At 31.8% G+C, this 19,285-nt stretch carries 15 protein-coding genes; 14 read left to right on the top strand and 1 reads right to left on the bottom strand.

All coding sequences use genetic code 11. The features are described 5' to 3' along the window. The first annotated feature begins 249 nt into the window (after positions 1-249). The 11 genes from ACH5TW_RS03030 to ACH5TW_RS02980 all read left to right on the top strand — a co-directional run bounded on the left by ACH5TW_RS03030 (position 250) and on the right by ACH5TW_RS02980 (position 15,203). A complete protein-coding gene (locus tag ACH5TW_RS03030; RefSeq protein ID WP_439335008.1) occupies positions 250-1,674 on the top strand; it encodes an MFS transporter in 1,425 nt (474 codons plus the stop codon). Positions 1,675-1,801: 127 nt separating this feature from the next. Beyond that, on the top strand, positions 1,802-5,323 hold the full coding sequence (locus tag ACH5TW_RS03025) for a molybdopterin-dependent oxidoreductase (RefSeq protein WP_439335007.1): 3,522 nt from the start codon (positions 1,802-1,804) through the stop codon (positions 5,321-5,323). Next, complete coding sequence (locus ACH5TW_RS03020; protein WP_439335006.1) at positions 5,320-6,753, top strand: rubredoxin; 1,434 nt, start codon at positions 5,320-5,322, stop codon at positions 6,751-6,753. Before ACH5TW_RS03025 ends, ACH5TW_RS03020 begins: the two co-directional genes overlap by 4 nt. 127 nt (positions 6,754-6,880) lie before the next feature. Beyond that, on the top strand, positions 6,881-7,294 hold the full coding sequence (locus tag ACH5TW_RS03015) for a response regulator (protein ID WP_439335005.1): 414 nt from the start codon (positions 6,881-6,883) through the stop codon (positions 7,292-7,294). Position 7,295: 1 nt separating this feature from the next. Then, a complete protein-coding gene (locus ACH5TW_RS03010) occupies positions 7,296-7,835 on the top strand; it encodes a heme NO-binding domain-containing protein (protein WP_439335004.1) in 540 nt (179 codons plus the stop codon). Continuing rightward, positions 7,835-9,811, top strand: coding sequence for a PAS domain-containing sensor histidine kinase (locus ACH5TW_RS03005; protein WP_439335003.1), 1,977 nt, complete (start codon positions 7,835-7,837; stop codon positions 9,809-9,811). The genes ACH5TW_RS03010 and ACH5TW_RS03005 overlap by 1 nt, the downstream gene beginning before the upstream one ends. A 2-nt stretch (positions 9,812-9,813) precedes the next feature. Beyond that, positions 9,814-10,131 (top strand): Hpt domain-containing protein, encoded by a 318-nt coding sequence (locus ACH5TW_RS03000; RefSeq protein ID WP_439335002.1) that lies wholly within the window; start codon positions 9,814-9,816, stop codon positions 10,129-10,131. A gap of 9 nt (positions 10,132-10,140) precedes the next feature. After that, positions 10,141-10,842, top strand: coding sequence for a LytR/AlgR family response regulator transcription factor (locus ACH5TW_RS02995; RefSeq protein ID WP_439335001.1), 702 nt, complete (start codon positions 10,141-10,143; stop codon positions 10,840-10,842). A 147-nt stretch (positions 10,843-10,989) separates the two neighbouring features. Continuing rightward, positions 10,990-13,569, top strand: a complete 2,580-nt coding sequence (locus ACH5TW_RS02990) for a DUF6923 family protein (protein ID WP_439335000.1) — start codon at positions 10,990-10,992, stop codon at positions 13,567-13,569. A 546-nt stretch (positions 13,570-14,115) separates the two neighbouring features. Next, positions 14,116-14,574, top strand: a complete 459-nt coding sequence (gene tnpA, locus ACH5TW_RS02985; RefSeq protein ID WP_439334999.1) for an IS200/IS605 family transposase — start codon at positions 14,116-14,118, stop codon at positions 14,572-14,574. Between the two features lie 161 nt (positions 14,575-14,735). Next, positions 14,736-15,203, top strand: coding sequence for a hypothetical protein (locus ACH5TW_RS02980; protein WP_439334998.1), 468 nt, complete (start codon positions 14,736-14,738; stop codon positions 15,201-15,203). A gap of 18 nt (positions 15,204-15,221) precedes the next feature. Here the strand turns inward: ACH5TW_RS02980 and ACH5TW_RS02975 are convergent, their stop codons facing one another. Then, complete coding sequence (locus ACH5TW_RS02975; protein ID WP_439334997.1) at positions 15,222-17,282, bottom strand: tetratricopeptide repeat protein; 2,061 nt, start codon at positions 17,280-17,282, stop codon at positions 15,222-15,224. Between the two features lie 156 nt (positions 17,283-17,438). Here ACH5TW_RS02975 and ACH5TW_RS02970 point away from each other — a divergent pair, with 156 nt between their 5' ends. From ACH5TW_RS02970 to ACH5TW_RS02960, 3 genes are read left to right on the top strand one after another with little or no spacing between them, the layout of a single operon-like run. After that, entirely contained in the window at positions 17,439-17,717 is a 279-nt protein-coding gene (locus ACH5TW_RS02970; protein WP_439334996.1) for an STAS domain-containing protein, read from the top strand. A gap of 26 nt (positions 17,718-17,743) precedes the next feature. Further along, complete coding sequence (locus tag ACH5TW_RS02965; protein WP_439334995.1) at positions 17,744-18,052, top strand: hypothetical protein; 309 nt, start codon at positions 17,744-17,746, stop codon at positions 18,050-18,052. After that, positions 18,033-19,283: an oligosaccharide flippase family protein gene (locus ACH5TW_RS02960; RefSeq protein ID WP_439334994.1), complete on the top strand. Its 1,251-nt coding sequence runs from the start codon at positions 18,033-18,035 to the stop codon at positions 19,281-19,283. Before ACH5TW_RS02965 ends, ACH5TW_RS02960 begins: the two co-directional genes overlap by 20 nt. Positions 19,284-19,285: the final 2 nt, after the last annotated feature.

The following is a 19,285-nucleotide window of genomic DNA, read 5'->3' as shown; positions in this document are numbered from 1 at the left end:
CAAAATAAATACTCTCAAATATAATCAAAGACCTACAAACATATTAAGTTTTTAAAACTAAAATTAAAGAAATATATTAACGTTTTAACTTATTCTAAATAATAACATTCAGTATTCCCTCCATATTATCAAATCCTCAAAATCGGCATTTTATAATTATCAATATTACATTTCTACGTATAATACGTATTTTTATGTTTTAGAATTAAGTATTTATACTTAATTTTGTTGCTATAAGAATACTTAGTTATGATAAATCTAGAAGCAGTAAAAGCAACAAAATTAAATTTATTCAACCTTAAAGATGTTTCCATACGTACGTTTTGGATCACCTCAATATCATTTTTCATGTGTTTCTTCTCATGGTTTGGTATTGTACCCTTTATGCCAGATGTGGTTAGAGACCTAGGCTTAACGCCAGATCAAAAATGGAATTCTATTATTTTAGCCGTTTCAGGAACCGTATTTGCACGTTTACTTATTGGTAAATTATGCGATAAATATGGTCCGAGATTGTGCTATACATTTTTATTAATAATAGGAGCGATTCCTGTTATATTATGTGGTTTGGTACAAACACCGCTTCAGTTTTTAGTATGTAGATTATTTATTGGTTTCATAGGCGCATCGTTTGTAATTACACAAGTGCATACCTCTTTAATGTTTGCTCCAAATATTGTGGGTACAGCAAATGCTACTTCGGCAGGTTGGGGAAATCTTGGTGGTGGTGCTAACCGTTTAGGCATGCCGTTAATTGCAGTAGCAGTAGTTAGTTTTGGTATTGCAGATGCCGATGCTTGGAGATATTCTATGGTTATTGCAGGCGTTATTTGTTTTTTAATGGGCTTGGTTTATTTCTTCTTTACACAAGATACTCCAAAAGGTAATTTTAAAGATTTAAAAGCTGCAGGCGAAATGGTGGCAACCAAAAAAGATCAGGTTGGGTTTTTAGAAGTGATTAAAGATTATAGAATTTGGATTCTATTTGTAGTATACGCTGCTAGTTTTGGTATAGAGCTTACCGTATATGGTACGATGGACGATTACCTTCAAAATACCTTTCAGTTAGAACGCTTAACAGCAGGAAACATCGTGTTATCTTTCGCTTTAATGAATATTTTTGCCCGTACATTAGGTGGTTTCTTTGGTGATAAATTCGGAAAATTAAAAGGCTTACGAGGTCGTGTGTTGTTTTTATCATTCATATTAACATTACAAGGTGTTATGTTAGTTACTTTTTCTACAACCACCAGTATTATTGTAGGTGTTGTATTTTTAATTCTATTTAGTTTATCGGTTCAAATGGCAGAAGGGGCAACCTTTTCAGTCGTACCATTTATAAATAAAAAAGCCATTGGTTCTGTTTCAGGAATTGTAGGAGCAGGTGGTAATGTTGGGGCTTTTTTAGCAGCCTTTTTATTAAAGTCTAAATCGGCTTTAGCCGAAAAAGCAGCCATTGTTGCAAATGAAGGCTTGGGAGAAGGTGCTTTAAAAGTAGCACAATCTGCAGCATCCTCTTCTGCAGTATCACAAGGTTATTTTATTATTGGTTTCGTGGTTATTGCAACAGGGTTTTTAGTGTTGGCTATTAAGTTTTCTGCTGAGGAAGAAAATGTGCCTGAAGCTAATGAATCTTTAACAGGCGAGCTTCAACCAATAAAAGTGAAAAGCTAATTAATGTTGTTAAATTTTATCAATTTAATTGATTTAAGATAGCTTTATTAAAGTATTGAGAATAGTAAGTAGAGCCACTTGTTTGGTATTAAAATATTTTATTAATTCGTGTAAAACGCAGGTGTAAATGTCTAAAAATGAAATAAAAACAACATGCTCGTATTGTGGCGTTGGATGTGGTATTATTGTTAAAAAAGACCTTAATAACAAGGTTTTAGTTGAAGGCGATAAAGATCACCCAGTTAACAAAGGTATGCTATGTTCTAAGGGAATGAATTTACATTATGTTGTAAATGACACCTCAGATAGAATTTTATATCCAGAAATGCGATGGAGTCGGTCGCATCCGCGTCAGCGTGTAAGTTGGGACGATGCTTTAGACAGAGCTGCGAGCGTTTTTAAATCTATTATAAAAAAACACGGACCAGATAGTGTGGCATTTTACGTGTCTGGACAAAGTTTAACCGAAGAATATTATATTGCCAATAAACTTACTAAAGGGTTTTTAGGAACCAATAATATAGATACTAATTCCCGACTATGCATGAGTTCGGCAGTGGTTGGTTATAAAAAAACATTTGGAGAAGATAGTGTGCCTATTTCGTATGCTGATATTGAATTGGCAGATTGTTTTTTAATTACGGGTGCAAACCCTGCTTGGTGTCATCCTATTCTTTTCAGACGTATTGAGCAACATAAAGAAAAGAATCCGGACGTTAAAATTATAGTGGTCGATCCGCGAAAAACAGATACGGCTAACTTTGCCGATATTCATCTTCAAGTACTCCCAGGAACCGATGTCATTCTTTATAATGCCATTGCCCGTTGTTTATATAAACGCGGCTTGATTGATGAAGCATTCATTAAAAAATATACAGAAGGTTTTAAAGATTATAAAGAACAAATTTTTGGGACTTCGTTACGAGAAGCATCAAAATTATGTGGTGTTTCAGAAAAAGAAATAAGAAAAGCAGCCGATACTATTGGACTTTCTAAAGGTTTTATTAGTATGTGGGCTATGGGACTTAACCAGAGTGTGGTTGGAACCGATAAAAATACAGCGCTTTTAAACTTGTCGCTTATAACAGGGCAAGTAGGAAAACCAGGATCAGGACCGTTTTCATTAACAGGACAGCCTAATGCTATGGGCGGTCGTGAAGTAGGAGGAATGGCTAATTTATTAGCAGTTCATAAAGATTTACTGAATGAAGAGCATCGACGTGAAGTAGCTCAGTTTTGGGGTGTCGATAGTATTTCGCCAAAACCAGGATTAACAGCCACCGAAATGTTTGAAGCGTTGGAAAGCGGCAAATTAAAAGCCGTTTGGATTGCTTGTACCAATCCGTTAGTAAGCTTACCAAATACCCACCAGATTGAGCGTGCCATGAAAAACGCGAAGTTTGTGGTGGTTCAAGATATTTCTCATAAAGCGGATACTTTAGAGTATGCCGATTTAGTACTTCCTGCTGCCGGTTGGTTAGAGAAGGAGGGAACTATGACAAATTCTGAAAGACGCATTTCATACTTGCCTAAAGAAATTAATGCGCCTGGAGAAGCCAGACCCGATGTCGAGATCTTTTGTGATTTTGCGCAACGTATGGGCTTTAGAGGTTTTAACTATAACAGTGCCGAAGAAATTTATGATGAGTATGCATCTATGACCAAAGGGACGAAGATTGATGTGTCCTTTTTAAATTACTACAGATTAAAAAACGAAGGCACGTTTCAATGGCCTGTGCCAGAGTACAGACATAGCGGAACTCCTAGATTATTTGAAGATAAAAAGTTTTATACGCCATCGCAAAAAGCCATTTTTAATGTGGCAAAAAGTATTAATAATACGTCGGTGCAACCTAATGCCGAATTTCCTTTAATATTAACCACAGGTCGTGTGCGCGATCAATGGCATACCATGACTAAAACAGGAAAGGTATCGCGTTTAAAAACACATTACCCAACGCCTGTTTTAGAAATAAATCCTGTAGATGCTTATTTAAATAAGATAAAAGACGGCGATATTTCAGAAATAAAAAGTGCGAATGGCGTGGTTCGCGTGCGTGCTAAAGTAACCGATGCTATTAAAAAAGGCGTGGTGTTTTTGCCTATGCATTGGGGAAAACAGTTGCAAAGCGATTTAAATAGAACCAATAATTTAACGAATACACATATAGATCCGCAGTCTAAAGAACCCGATTTTAAGTTCACGACTGTATCGGTTAAAAAATATAAAAAGAAAGCAGAAAAAATAATTATTGCGGGTGCAGGTGCAGCAGCTTTTAGGTTTGTGCAAAATTATAGAGAATATAACGAGGTAGATGAAATCCATGTGTTTTCTAAAGAGCCTAATTTGTTTTACAACCGCGTATTATTACCTGAGTATGTTACCGAGGAATTATCATGGGAACAACTTCTTAAAATAAAGAAAGCAGAGTTAAACAAGCTGAATATTACAGTACATCCTGAAACACTTATTTCTAAAATTGATAAAGAAAATAAAGTGGTTACCGCTAGTGATGGTGAAACATACACCTTTGATAAACTTATTTTGGCCACAGGAAGTCGTGCCTTTATTCCAAAGGATGTTCAAATAGATTTACCTGGTAGATTTACCATGCGAAATAAAAGTGATGCCGATGCATTTAAAAATTATTTAGATGCCACAGGATTACCAGCAGAAGAGCAGCATGTTGCTATTGTAGGTGGTGGTTTATTAGGTTTAGAGTTGGCAGCAGCCATGAAACACAAAAATGTAAAAATCACGATTATTCAGCGTGCTTCGCGATTAATGGAGCGTCAGTTAGATAAAGTCTCTAGTAAATTATTGGCGTTAGATGTACAAGAACGCGGGATTCAAATTTATTTTGATAATGAAGTAAGCACGGTGTTTGATGATGATGACACAGGCGAATTAAACATAACACTTAAAAGTGGAAAATTAATTACTGCGAATGCTATTGTGTATGCTATTGGTACCATTCCTAATATAGAAATAGCCCGAGAAAACGGAATTGTTTGTAGTCGTGGTGTTAAAGTGAATCAGCATTTACAATCGTCGCATCCAGATATTTTTGCCATTGGAGAAATAGCCGAATATAATAATCAGTTATTCGGAATTACGTCGGCAGCAGAAGAGCAAGCCAATATTTTAGCAAACTTTATAGCTGGTGATATTAGTTGTTCGTATCAGGGATCGGTGTTAATGAATATCTTAAAATTTAACGATTTGAATCTGTGTAGTATTGGTGAGATAAATGTCCCTGAAAATGATGATAGCTACGAGGAAGTTATTTTTACCGATATTAAAAAACGTTACTATAAAAAATGTATAGTTAAAGATGATCTTTTAATTGGAGCTGTTTTAATGGGCGATAAAAACGAATTTGCCGAATTTAAAACGATGATTGAAAGTAAGATAGAAATGTCTGAAAAACGAAATACCTTATTACGAGGTGCTTCAAATGATGTGCCTGTTTTAGGTAAATTAGTGTGTTCTTGTAGTCAGGTAGGAGCAGGTAATATTGAAGAAGCCATTCAAGATGGTTGTACCGATTTTACAACGCTTTGTAATAAAACAGGAGCCGGTTTAGGTTGCGGAAGTTGTAAAACAGAAGTTCGAGAAATATTGAATAATACAAAAGTATTGGCATGATAAAAGAACCATATAGATTACTAATAAATGGAGGTGTGTTATCTCCGGGCGAGCTTAAATATATATGTGAAGCTGCAGAAAGTTTAGGTTTAGACGCTATATCTTTTGGTTCCAGACAAGATATTATTTTTCCTGAAGATATTGATGAAACTAAGTTTAGTCAATTTGATAAACTTCAATTTATAAAACCCAAAAGAGATGGCATAGAAAATATAGCGTCTTCTTATGTGTCTGCCGATATTTTGCCAAGTACCTCATGGCTTACTAGTGATAGGTATTTGTATGTTATTGAACAATTTAAGCATAAACTTAAATTACGATTAAATATTACCGATCCTAAACAACGTTTAGTGCCTTTGTTTACAGGACATATAAACTTTATAGCTTCAGAACATGAAGATTATTGGTACCTGTATGTTCGACTTCCAGAATGGAAAAAAACAGAAATGTATCCTGCGCTTATTTATAGTTGGGACATGGATAAAATAGAACTTGCTATAGAAAATATTTTGCAAGAAGAACCAGAAACTATTGAAACTGTTTTCGATTTAGTAAGTGATGCTATCGACACTAATAACAGAACGGTAGATAAACCTTTGGAGGTGCCATTTTACCCATTTCCGTATTACGAGGGCATGAATAGAATTGCTATGGATAAATATTGGTTGGGTCTTTATTGGAGAAACAACAGATACGATTTATCCTTTTTAAAAGCTATGTGTGAGTTATGCGCTGAAAGTAAAATTGGTAAAATATCAATAACCCCATGGAAATCTTTTATTGTAAAAGGAATTCCTATCGATTCTAAAATACAATGGGAGAAGTTTTTAGGCAGATATGGTATTAATGTACGCCATTCTATGCTCGAATTAAATTGGCATTTACCCGTTAACGATAAAGACGCTCTAAGTCTTAAGAAATATTTAGTTACTAATTTTGATCAGAACGATATTAGTACCTACGGTTTAACCTTTGGTATTTCAAATTATGGTAGTGATACTTATAATTTTACATCGGTTGTTGTTGAAAAAAATAAGCAACCAGAAGTTTCAGGCGATTTTGTTATCAGAGATACTTATAATCTGCTGTATGCTAAAAATTTCGACCCGAATACCAGAGAGTATATCATGCATGTACAAGATGTAGATAAGGTTGAATTACCTGGTTTATTGATGGAATTGAGTCAGTTGTATTTCGAACAATTAGGGTCTGAAAACATTGAAGAAAAAACACTAGAAGTCAAAAAAGATACAACAGAGGAAGAAGTCTATCAATGTAAAGATTGCTTAACTATTTACAATGAAGTTTATGGCGATATGACTCAAAATATAGAGCCGTACACACCTTTTGAAAGTCTTTCAGAAACTTATGAGTGTTCCCTTTGTGAAGCTCCGAAAAGTAGTTTTGAAAAGAAAATTTTGGTTAAATAAGAAAAAATACCGTTTCCATTCGTCGACACTTATCCGTCATTCGTCTACACTTAAATTCGAGTAAGCGAAGTCTATCTACTCGTTTATCTATTTGCAGTACTTTCACTTTAAAAATACTTGAAAAGTAATGACAAACACACTAAATATTCTTCTTATAGAAGATGATATGATTGAAATAATGAAATTTAATAGAACGATTTCATCACTTAAACTCAATCATAAAATTATTGAAGCAAATAACGGAGAGGAAGCTTTAGTAATTTTAGAAAAAAAAGAGGAACTACCTGATATAATTTTATTAGATTTAAACATGCCAAAAATTGATGGCATCGAATTTTTAAAAATTTTAAAAGCAGATAATGCATTAAAATTTATCCCAACCATTGTTTTAACAACATCTAACAATCAAAAAGATTTATTAGAATGTTATGAAATTGGTATAGCTGGATATGTTTTAAAACCTTTGAAATATGAGGATTATGTTTCTAAAATAGAGAAGTTATTAGCGTATTGGAGTATTAATGAATTAAAGCGAATTTAGGATGAAAGGTATTGTTTTTACAGAGTTTTTAGATTTAGTGGAATCTAAGTTTGGTCTAGAAGTAGTTGATAAAATTATTTCACAATCTAGTTTAGATTCAGAAGGTATATACACATCTGTAGGAACCTATAAGTTTTCAGAAATGCTTCAGTTATTACAGCATTTAAGTGCGCATACTAGTATTTCAATTGACGATTTGTTATTGGTATATGCCGAACATTTTTTTAGTGTTTTAGAACAAAGTTACCCAGGGCTTTTAGCAAGATATAAAGATCCCATAGAAATGTTAGCTTCTATAGAAAATCATATTCATGTAGAAGTAAGGAAAATTTATCCAGATGCCGAGTTACCATCTTTTGAAGTTGTTGAAAGAACAGAAAATTCATTGGTCATGATTTACAAATCAAGTAGAGCGATGCATCATTTCGGATTGGGTTTAATGAATAAAACCTTCGAACATTTTGATGCTACAGCAACCATAGAATTAGAAAAAATAAAAGAAGACGGTACAGAAGTAAAGTTCTTAATTAAGAAAAATTAATGAGTCAAAGTGAGATTGACATTTTAAAGCGAGCACTTGCTCGTGAGAAAGCTGCTAGAAAACAAGCTGAGAAAATTCTAGAAAGTAAGGCTGCCGAATTGTATAGTGCTAAGCAGCAATTAGAAAAATCTTATTCAGAGTTAGAAACATTATTAGATAGAACCGATTCGCAATTACAAGGTGTTTTTGAGAATATTGTTGATGCCTATGTTATTATGGATCTTCTTGGAAATATTCTTAAATTGAATGATGCAGCTGTAGAGTTATTAGGTTTTGAGGATGCTAAAGTAGATTATAATTTACTTAAAATGGCAAAACCATCTGAGTTAGAACGTGTTGGAAAATCGTTTAAAGAACTTCTTGAAAAAGGCTCACTTACAGATTTTTATTTAGATATTATTACAAGAAAAGGAGAGGCTAAACTAGTCCATATCAATGCTAGTATAATTTATGATAAAGGAAAACCTGTTGCTGCACAAGGTATTGTTAGAGATATAACCAAAGCAAAACAAGCAGAAGATATGTTGATTGAGTCTGAAAAAAGATTGTCAACATTAATTTTAAATTTAGATAGTGCTGTTTTATTAGAAGATGAAAACAGGAAAATAGCACTTACAAATAAAAAGTTTTGCGAAATATTTAATATACCAGTTTCTCCAGAATTAATGATAGGGCAAGATTGTACTAATGCTGCCGAATTAAGTAAAAGTTTGTTCAAAGACCCAGAAAATTTTGTGCTTAAGATAGATGAAGTTTTAAGCAAAAGGGAGGTTGTTTTAGGCGATGAGTTAAAAATGGCTAATGGTAAAATTTTAGAAAGAGATTATATTCCTATTTTTAGAAATAATGAATACAAAGGCCATTTGTGGAGTTATAGAGATGTTACATTAAGGCGAAATTATAGCCAGAGTTTAGAAGCTCAAAAACAAAAGTATAGTAATATTATTGCTAATATGAATTTGGGTTTATTAGAGGTTGATAACAACGATGAAGTTTTAATGGTAAACCAGAGTTTTATTGAAATGTCTGGATATACTGAAGATGAATTAGTAGGTAATATAGCTTCTGAAATATTTACAATTGAAGATGGTTCTAAAATTATTAAAAAAGAAAATTCAAAAAGACAAAAGGGTAATTCTAACTCTTATGAATTAAAAATAAAAAATAAACAAGGAGACATAAAACATTGGCTAATAAGTGGCGCGCCTAATTATAATTTAAATGGAGAAGTTATAGGTTCTATTGGGATTCATTTAGATATAACAGGTATAAAAAGTTTAGAGCATCAAAAAGAAAAATTACTTATAAAATTAGAAAAGAGTAATGATGAGTTACAAGAATATGCGCATGTGGTATCACATGATTTAAAATCGCCATTACGAAGTATTAATGCGCTTGTTAGTTGGCTTAAAGAAGATAATGAAGGTAAGCTAGATGAAACGAGTCTACAAAATTTCGGTTTAATTGAAACCACTTTGGAGAAGATGGAGCAGCTTATTTCAGATGTGTTAAGTTATTCAAGTGTAGGAGCCGAAAATGAAGGACTAACTCATGTTGATTTAGATACTCTTGTAAAAGATTTAAAAAACATACTGTATGTTCCAGATCATGTTTCAATAACAATCAATAACTCCTTACCAACAGTAAGAGGTCATAGAACTAAACTACAACAATTATTTCAAAATTTAATTAGTAATGCTATAAAGTTTATTGATAAAGATAGTGGTATTATAGAAATTGATTTTACAGACAAAGAAACTCATTATGAGTTTTCAATAAAAGATAATGGTATTGGTATTGAAGAAAAGTATCATGATCAGATTTTTAAAATATTTCATTCCCTTAATAGAAGCAAAGAATCATCAGGTATTGGCTTGTCTATTGTAAAGAAAATAGTTGATTTATATGAAGGAAACGTTTGGATAGAATCTGAATATGGTGTTGGTTCAACTTTTTACTTCACATTAAAAAAATAAAGATGGAACAGCCCAATTTATCATATATACATGCTTTATCTGGAGGCGATAAAGCCTTTGAAGAAAAACTTGTTTCAATAATTAAAACAGAATTTCCAGAAGAAAAAAGTATCTACTTTAAACATATAAAATCGGCTAATTTTAAAGAATCAGCAGAAATTGTACACAAACTTAAACATAAAATTAGTATTTTAGGGCTAGAAAAAAGTTATGAGGTGGCAGCATCTTTTGAAGATAATTTAAAAGAAAATAGCTCAGTTGGTAAAGAAGATTTTGAAAACATTCTTAATGCCATAACAACCTTTTTAGCTACGCTATAAAGTATTTTTATGAATTGTATTATTATTGATGATGAGGCAACTGCCAGAGCTATTATATCACAACTTTGTGTAAGTGTACCTAGTCTTAATGTGTTAGAAGAATTTCCAAATGCCATTCAAGCTATAAAATATTTAAATCAGAACGAAGTCGATTTAATATTTTTAGATATACACATGCCCGATTTTACAGGGTTCGATTTTATTCAAACATTAAAAAATCCACCTAAAATAATTTTAACTACAAGTGATTCAAAGTTTGCTATTGAAGCTTTTGAGTATGATTGTATTGTAGACTATTTAGTAAAACCTATTGCCTTACCGCGTTTTGAAAAAGCCATTCAGAAGGCTGTGTCTACAGTTTCAAAAGTAACAATGTCATCAGAAGGTGAGACTACTTCAGGAAATGATTTATATGTTAATATCGATAGACGTTTAATAAAAATAGATATTCCTAGCATTTATTTAGTAGAAGCTAAAGGCGATTATATTCATGTAAAAACCGAAGATAAAAATTATACGGTACATTCTACACTAAAGAAAATAGAAGAAAAACTACCAACCGATTTATTCTTAAAAGTACACAGGTCTTATATTATTAATATTCAAAAAATAATTGATATAGAAGATAATAGTGTGCTAATAAAAAAAGATGTTATTCCTGTAAGTCGCTCTAACAGACCCGAATTAATGAAACGATTGAACTTGCTTTAAATTCAATTTCGGTTTAAACTAATTTATTAGTGTTTAATGCGCTAAACTTCTAATAAATACCATTCGTCTACACTTAATTTTGATCTAACGAAAATAAAAATTAAAGGAATCTTTCAACCCTAATTTTGTGATATAAACTATTATATCATGAAAAGAATATTACTATTATTAGCTTTTTGTTATCTGAGTATTAATGCTCAGGACACGCCATTTAATTGCGACTACAACGCTTATTTATTTCAGTATAACGATGTCTATGCGATCGATTTAGCTTCGGGAAATTCATATGCAGTAGCAACAGATATAACTGAAGGAACTGTAAATGCTGCAGCATATAATCCAACCGATGGATTTATATGGGGCTCTTTAAGTTTTCCTTCAAAATCTATTGTCCGTATTGGTAAAGATTTCTCTACTTTAATTTTTTATGTAGATGAGTTACCAACTAGCGGACGCTATGTGGGTGATGTAAGTGCAGAAGGTGTGTATTATTTGAAAGGAGGAGGAACGAGTTATTATGCTATAGATGTAAATCCTGAATCAGATAATTATGGGGCTTATATAGCAACGAAAACCTTAACGCAAAATTTAAGTATTCATGATTGGGCATTTAATGCCGTAGATGGGAAACTATATACCGTAGAAAAAAACACAAATATTTTATATCGTATTGATGCTGAAACAGGAATTATAGAAAGCATGGGCGAAGTGCCAATTCTTTCTGGTTTAAATTATACTTACGGCGCTGTTTATTTTGATGCATCTGGTCGGTTTTATGTGTCTTCTAATCAAACAGGAACTATTTATGTCATTCAAAATGTACAAGATTTAGATGGTACAAATACTATGGATTCTAATCTTTTTGCATTCGGACCTTCAAGTTCTCAAAATGATGGCGCACGTTGCCCTACAGCGCCTGTACCACAAGAAGATTGCACCAATGGTATTGATGATGATGGCGACGGATTAATAGATTGTGAAGATCCTTCGTGTTCTGGTTATGCTGCTTGCCCTGTTATTGAAGCGCCTACTTCTACAGCCAATGCTGGTGGATTAGAAAGTAATAACAGATTGTCTCAACAAATTAGTAAACGAAATTTTAATCGCACAAAAAACAATTATAAGTTTGATAAAAGTATTGCTAAAAAGTTTTCTAAATCATCACGCTACGGAAAAGTAGCTTCTGGAAAAGTAGGTGTTCAATTATTAGATTTTATTCCGTTAGATATAATAAATGAAGATTATGTAATAGATTCGTCTCCTAAAGATTTGTTGAGCATTACCAATGCCACCGATTTATACTCGGTAGATTATATGCGTAATGATGAAGCCGTGGCTTCTGTACTACTTCTTAAAACCGAAAAAGGTGTTTACGAGCACACCAAATACATTTGCGATAGATTGTTAGGAGCTCAATTAATTTCGGTGTCAACCATAGAAATTAGAGAGCAAAAATTCATAAAATCACTAATCAGAAATATTGATGGTTCATTAGAGTTTGTATTAAGTTTATCGGCTAAATCCGTGAATAATGATACCGGTTTTGCTATAGAGAGTCATTGGACCTTAGATAAATATGAGAAAAATGTCCCTTTTTATAATTTTCAAATATGGTCTAATTCTTTAGATGATTTATTAAGACTTGGAGAAGAAGTGATAAGTTTATTAGAAGTGCAAAAGCCCATTGCAAGTTATAACAATTCTACACCGCCAACGGTTTTTGTTAGAAAAGGACATTACCATAATGGGAAGCTAGATTTACAAATAGTAAACACTAACAGAAGTAATAATGTGGTTTTTGATGGCGGATTAAGATCAACCGAAACCGAAGGAGTTAATTATGTGTCGTCTTCAATTGATTTAAATGGAAATTATATTTCTAATGTAGAAGTAGATGCAGGTAGCCTGTTTGATATTGGGTTTAGAATAGGTGATGGTATTGCTACACCAGACGATTTATTTATGTCTGATGGCCCTTGGGGTTATGATGATGCTGCACCAAGTACAAGTATTAGTAGCTATATTATTCAAACAAACGATGAGCAATTTAATGATGATGAATATCCAATAGAACGTAATATAGAATTAACGGCAACCACCAGCGAATATGTTGCAGCCTATAGAGCTTTAACCCCTAAGTTTAATCCTATAGATTTATCTAATTATAATAGCTTTCAATTAAAAGCAAAAGGTACAGGTACTTTAATAATTCGATTGGTAAAAGCAAGTGTTAGCAATTGGGAAAACCAATATAAAGCAGCTATAAATTTAACCGATGCCATGCAAGATTTTAGCATTCCGTTTACCGAGTTTAAATCTGTAATGAGAACAGATATGGATTTAAATGATGTTACCTCTATCGTATTTACCATGTTGGCGAATAATGGCGAGGTAGAGACTAAAGAAATGAATTTACAACAACTTCGTTTTTCAACAAGTAAAACACTTTCGGTAGAAGCTTTAAATGATGAAAACATAAACATATTTGCAGCACCAAACCCAATGAAAAACAATACGGTTATTCATTTTACAGCAGTACAATCGGAAACTGCGGTGTTGGAAGTTTATAATCAATTAGGTTCGCTTGTAAAAGAAGTGCCGTTTGAAGCTGTAACAGGCAAAAACGAAATACCTCTAAATAGACAGCAGTTAACTTCCGGATTATACTTTTGTAAAATTAAGAGTAAATACAAACAATATAAAGTAGTCAAGTTACTTGTGGAATAATTAATAGCAATTACTTCAAATTTTAAAGAGCAAAAGATTCATTTCTTTTGCTCTTTATTTTTTGTAAGAAACGGATTTGATTTAGTATATTTATTGAGTTGAATATAGAACAGGTTATCTTTTCAAAGGTGATAAATGTCGCTCCCTTGGAGCTTAATAAATAGACACGAAATTATAGTTTATTAATATGATGCTCCTCTGGAGCTTTTATAAATAAAAAGATGAAAAATAAAAGCAGCCACAGCGTGGCAGCATATTAATATAAAAAAAGAACATTAAATTTAGCTCCAGAGGAGCGATATATTAACAGTGTTTTAAAGGAATTGGTTTGTCTTTTAGTTGCGGCATACGTAAAAATAAAGATATTGATGATTATGCATTAAGAAGGAAGCTAGGAGGTTAGTTGTATTTTACGAATGATTAATATCGAAGTTCAGGAGCTTTTTATACAAAATAGATTAACAATAAAAATGACACAGCGTGGCAATATATTAATAGAAAAAAGAACATTAAATTTTAGCTCCAGAGGAGCGATATATTTATAACATGGCAAACACATACACACAGCTTTATTTTCATATAGTTTTTGCAGTAAAAGGCAGAAAGAATCTAATTAAGGTTACATGGAAGGATGAGCTGTATAAATACATTACAGGAATTATATCTAATAAAGATCAAAAGTTATTGATTATTAATGGTATGCCAAATCATTTGCATCTATTAATTGGGACAAAACCAAATTGTAATTTATCAGATTTAATAAGAGATATAAAAGCAAATTCATCTAAATGGATTAACGAGAAACGTTTTGTAAATGGAAAATTTGAATGGCAAACAGGTTTTGGAGCCTTTACAGTAAGTCAATCTGGGGTAAATAAAGTGATTCATTATATTAAAAATCAAGAAGAACATCATAGGGTAAAAACATTTAAAGAAGAGTATATTGATTTCTTAAAAGCTTATGATATTGAATATAAAACAGACTATATTTTTACAGATTATTAATGTCGCTCCTCTGGAGCTGTTTATATTCAAAAAAGAAATAATAAAACAGTCACAGCGTGACTATATATTAATAGGCGAAATTATAATACATTAAATTCAAGCTCCAGAGGAGCAGTATATTTATAACAAGACAAAAAATATTAAAAACATAAAAGTAAAACATGGGAGAAGTAAATTCAGAGCAAAGTAAATTTGAGGAATTTGAAAACATAGAAGTAAGGAGAAGAATGCTTCTGCCGTGGTGGGTGAAAATATTTTGTTGGATTTTCATGTTATTTGGATTATTAGCTTTTGTATGTTTAATTTTAGGATTTGTTAATATAAGAGCCGATTTATCATTTTATGGATTTGAAACAAATGAGCAGTTTTCTTTAATAGGATTGATGATAATAGCTATTGGGGTTTTTAAAGGCTTTACTGCATTTTCATTGTGGCTAGAAAAAGATTATGCTATAAAAATGGGGAAAATTGATGCCATAATTGGCATTGTTATCTGCACAATTTCAATGCTTGTTTTACCATTTTTTCAAGAAGGGTTTAATATTTCAATACGATTAGAATTAGCACTGTTAATTCCATTTTTTATTAAATTGAATAAGATTCAAAATGTATGGAAATCATTAAACTAAAGGTAAGTATCCATTGTATTACTCCCTAAAAACAGGTTTATCAAACAACACCCATTTAAAGCGCAAACCAATTTCGGTAAAGGTAAAACCAGCAGCTGTCGCTGAAGCTATATTACTCTTGGTTCCGTAAATATTCAATAAAGCACGATCTGTAAATTTATAACCTAATTTTCCTTGTATTCTGTAGGTGCTTTGTTTGCTGTCGTCTTCAATGTATTGTAACCCAGTAGCAGCAGTTAACTCGTAAAACCATTCGTTTTTTTTGGTAATGGCTTCATCTTTAATCAGGTTTATAAAAACTTCAACAGCATTAAACTTTTCAGGACTAAAATAAATGGTAGGCACTTGGTTTTTAAATGTAATGTATTGGTAGTTGAAACCTGCTTTTAAAGAAGGCTTACTAAGGATGTTATAATACAACGAAGTAAATAATAAATTACGGTTATTACCATCGTTTTGCGAGGTGTAATAATACTGAGTAAACCAACCTAGGTTGAAGTTCGTACTCAGGTTGTAATTAGCATAGTAGTTATTCATAACGATTTCTCTATCTAATAAATCGGCATTAAAACTTTGTATCTCACGTTTATAACCAATATCTAAAGTCTGTAATTTAAACGGTTTTATATTTAAGGATACATCGGTTAATAATTGTGTGTAATCATCGGTGTTTACTTTTGCAGAGGTTACTCCAATACTTCCTTTGAAAGTAACATTAGGTAACAACTGGTAGCCTAAACCAAATAATGCTTGGTTTGAATTGGCTTTACTGTTTGTAATGTTGTTGCTTGTTGTTCTGTATGCATAACTAGCTAACCACTTAAATTTGGTTGAGGTTGGAAATTCTAAACTACTTTGAAAAGCATAAGCTTCATTATCGCCATTATCAAACGAGTAAGACGCCTTGGTTTCTAATGATGGGGTAAAGGTGGTATTTAAGTTTTTAATAAAGTTGGTAGCATCTTTTTGATTCTTATAAAAAGATAACGTATTATTAGCCGATTGGTATGCATCATTGTAATATCCTATAGCCTTTAATGCATTTGCTTTTCCTAGATTGCCATCAAACGAGGTACTATCATTTTCTAGAATACGATTGTAATCGGCAACACTCTTTTTAAAATCACTTTTATAAATGTTTAGTGTAGCTCGTAAAGCTAAAATCCAGTTTTCGTTTGGTGTTTCTTTTATAATAGCATCAATTAATGTTTTTGCTTTTTTAAATGATTTATTCCAAATTAAAGCTTGTATGTAACGCTCTTTGGTTTGTTGAATAAGTACAGCGTCATTTAAATTAGGAACTGTATTATATGCTTCTACGCTAATTTTTAAAGCCTCTTTTTCTTGTCCTTTTAAGTGTTTAACTAAAGCAAGACCGTTTAATGCTGTTGTTTTGTTTTCTGGATTTTCAGCAATGGTGTTGTATGTGCTTTCAGCTTTATCAAATTCACTAGCAATTAAATAGAGGTTTGCAAGATTCAATAAGGTGTCTTTATCATTATTAAAAAGAGTTAGATTTTCTTTTAAAAGTGTTTCAGCTTCGTCATAATTTTGAGCTTGTTGATTTTGATACGCATATCCTAAATAGATATATTTTTTAGATGTTAAGGCGTTTGGATTTCCTGGTAAAACATCTAAAGCTTTATTTACATAAATTAAAGCCTCATCATATATTTTTAGATTAGAAAGCGTATTAGCATATCCTAAAAGCGCAGGGAAGCTTTTGTTGTCTTCTTTAATTAAACTTTCGTAAAAAGATTTGGCATCGTTATAGTTTTTATTCCAAAGTAAGGATTCTGCATAATTCAATTTAATTTCAAAATCGTTTGGATAGGTAGCTAGTAAGTCTGTAAATATAGAAACGGCTTGATCTGCATTTCCTAATAATCCAACAGCACGTCCATAACATAATTTAGCCGTTTTGTTATTTGGATAGTCTTTTAATATGGTTGTAAAAAACGATGCTGCTTTTTGGTAGTTCCCCGTTTCTAAATATGTAAAGCCTTCTTGCATATTCTGTGAATACACTAAAGTTGAGATGAAAAAGACTAGTAATTTAACGTGATTTTTAATAGACATAATTTAGGTTTTTTGTTCTACTGCAAGTTACGGACAAGAACCTATTCATTCACCTACAGCAATCTACCACTGAACGAAATTAAACGTCCTCCCACTGATTCTTCAAGGATATTTGTGTCAGAAACAAGAAATATTAACTTTTAAAATCTAGAAATTATGGCACTTAAAATTACACAACAAAGAGAAACATTTTTAGTAGAAGGAACTATTAATGCTATGACAGCTTTAAACTTTCAAAACCATTTAAAGTTTGCTTTAAAAGCTTGTGACGAATTAGTAATTAACATTGAAAATGTAGTAGAAATTGATACTAATGGTATGAATGCAATGAGATTTATCTATAATGAATCTGTTGCTCTTGATAAAAAGATTTATATCGTTGGAACAGGATGTAAAGAAGTTTATGATGACTTGTATTATAACAATGTAGCTTAATCATTAATACCTAAATCGATACTATTATGAATTTTGAAATAATAAATAACAAAGGCGTTTATGAAATACATGGAGATTTCACTAATGACCATACAAACAAAGTTGAAACCTATTTTAACAACTTATTAGACACCTATTATGAGGTTGTAATAAGTCTTAAAAAAGTAAAGCAAATTGATAATAAAGCTTTAGAAGTTATGCGTTTTATATCTGAAAAAGCAAAGAGGAGAAGCAAAGTACTATTTGTTTTAGGAAAAGGAAATAAAAGGATCAGAAATCAATTTAAGAAAGCAAATTTAAATACCATATTTAAAAATGATTACGATAAGCAATAGTTTAAAGAAAAGCATTTCGCCAGAACAGTTGTTTATGATAAGTGTTCTGGCAGTAAATGGCGGTAATTATTTATACAATTTAATTCTTGGTCGCATTTTAGGACCAGCACAATTTTCAGATGCCGCTGTACTTATAACCTTTTTATTAGTGTTGAGCTTTGCTGCTATGACATTTCAATTAGTTACGGCAAAATTTTCAGTACTTTTTGAAAATGAGTTATTCAAAAGTTTTATATCTAAAGTATATAAAAATGCTCTTTTTGTAGGAATAGCTATGGGGATTTTAATCGTCGTTTTTGCAAGTCAGTTACAACAAGTTTTTAATACGTCGTCCTCAAGTATGTTTGTTGTATTTGGTTGTGGTGTGCCACTTTATTTTTTAATGAGTGTGAATAGAGGCATCTTTCAAGGGAAAAAGTCTTTTAAATCATTATCTATAACCTATCAATTAGAAATGTTAAGTCGTTTAATAATAACATTAGGACTTATCTTAATATTTAATATTCAATCATCTGTTGTTATTGCTGTGGGGATTTTAGCATCGTTTTTATTCGGATTGATACCGTTTAAGTTTAGTAATATGCTCCCGCAGAAAACACTTGTACTAAGTAAAGTGCATTCAAAAAATATTAGAAGTTTTTTCGTTATCACAGCTTTCTATGAGCTTACTCAAATCATTATTAATAATAGTGATATTCTTTTAGTGAAGCATTATTTTGAATCGTATGAGGCTGGTTTGTATGCTTCTTTAGCACTTATTGGTCGCATTGTGTATTTCATTGCTTGGATGTTTGTTATGTTGTTATTACCAACGGTGGTTCAACTTAAAAAAGAAGGAAAAGAAACAGCTTCTATATTGTTTAAATATGTAGGTTATATAGCTGTTATTTCAATAACCATTATTGGTGTTTGTATTAGTTTCCCTGAAACCATTATTACCTTATTATTTGGGGACAGTTACATTGCTATGGCACCATTATTATGGAAATATGCTATTGCGACTTCTATGTTCGCTATATCTAACATATTTGCGTATTACTACTTGTCTTTAGATAAATATATACCTGTTGTTATTTCTGGTGTATTTGGCATGCTTCAAATGGGGTTGGTCGTATTTTATCATGATAGTTTAGAGCAAGTGGTACACATGCAAATTATAGCAATGTTAATGTTATTAGTTATCCAGTTAGCATTTTTTAAAGTAGATCAATTAAAGTCGAAAAAAGCTTAATC

It is taken from the genome of Thalassobellus sediminis, assembly GCF_044386045.1.
Lineage (GTDB): Bacteria > Bacteroidota > Bacteroidia > Flavobacteriales > Flavobacteriaceae > Thalassobellus > Thalassobellus sediminis.
The sequence above is the reverse complement of the archived record's forward strand: the minus strand, read 5'-3'. Positions and strand labels throughout refer to the sequence as shown.

What these genes read in the sequence shown, in the direction of transcription:
- ACH5TW_RS03005 (WP_439335003.1), top strand. Translation starts at nt 7,835, where the DNA reads ATGAGTCAAAGTGAGATTGACATTTTAAAGCGAGCACTTGCTCGTGAG.
- tnpA (WP_439334999.1), top strand. Translation starts at nt 14,116, where the DNA reads ATGGCAAACACATACACACAGCTTTATTTTCATATAGTTTTTGCAGTA.
- ACH5TW_RS03020 (WP_439335006.1), top strand. Translation starts at nt 5,320, where the DNA reads ATGATAAAAGAACCATATAGATTACTAATAAATGGAGGTGTGTTATCT.
- ACH5TW_RS02995 (WP_439335001.1), top strand. Translation starts at nt 10,141, where the DNA reads ATGAATTGTATTATTATTGATGATGAGGCAACTGCCAGAGCTATTATA.
- ACH5TW_RS02975 (WP_439334997.1), bottom strand. Translation starts at nt 17,282, where the DNA reads ATGTCTATTAAAAATCACGTTAAATTACTAGTCTTTTTCATCTCAACT.
- ACH5TW_RS03000 (WP_439335002.1), top strand. Translation starts at nt 9,814, where the DNA reads ATGGAACAGCCCAATTTATCATATATACATGCTTTATCTGGAGGCGAT.
- ACH5TW_RS02960 (WP_439334994.1), top strand. Translation starts at nt 18,033, where the DNA reads ATGATTACGATAAGCAATAGTTTAAAGAAAAGCATTTCGCCAGAACAG.
- ACH5TW_RS03015 (WP_439335005.1), top strand. Translation starts at nt 6,881, where the DNA reads ATGACAAACACACTAAATATTCTTCTTATAGAAGATGATATGATTGAA.
- ACH5TW_RS02965 (WP_439334995.1), top strand. Translation starts at nt 17,744, where the DNA reads ATGAATTTTGAAATAATAAATAACAAAGGCGTTTATGAAATACATGGA.
- ACH5TW_RS03025 (WP_439335007.1), top strand. Translation starts at nt 1,802, where the DNA reads ATGTCTAAAAATGAAATAAAAACAACATGCTCGTATTGTGGCGTTGGA.
- ACH5TW_RS03030 (WP_439335008.1), top strand. Translation starts at nt 250, where the DNA reads ATGATAAATCTAGAAGCAGTAAAAGCAACAAAATTAAATTTATTCAAC.
- ACH5TW_RS02970 (WP_439334996.1), top strand. Translation starts at nt 17,439, where the DNA reads ATGGCACTTAAAATTACACAACAAAGAGAAACATTTTTAGTAGAAGGA.
- ACH5TW_RS02980 (WP_439334998.1), top strand. Translation starts at nt 14,736, where the DNA reads ATGGGAGAAGTAAATTCAGAGCAAAGTAAATTTGAGGAATTTGAAAAC.
- ACH5TW_RS03010 (WP_439335004.1), top strand. Translation starts at nt 7,296, where the DNA reads ATGAAAGGTATTGTTTTTACAGAGTTTTTAGATTTAGTGGAATCTAAG.
- ACH5TW_RS02990 (WP_439335000.1), top strand. Translation starts at nt 10,990, where the DNA reads ATGAAAAGAATATTACTATTATTAGCTTTTTGTTATCTGAGTATTAAT.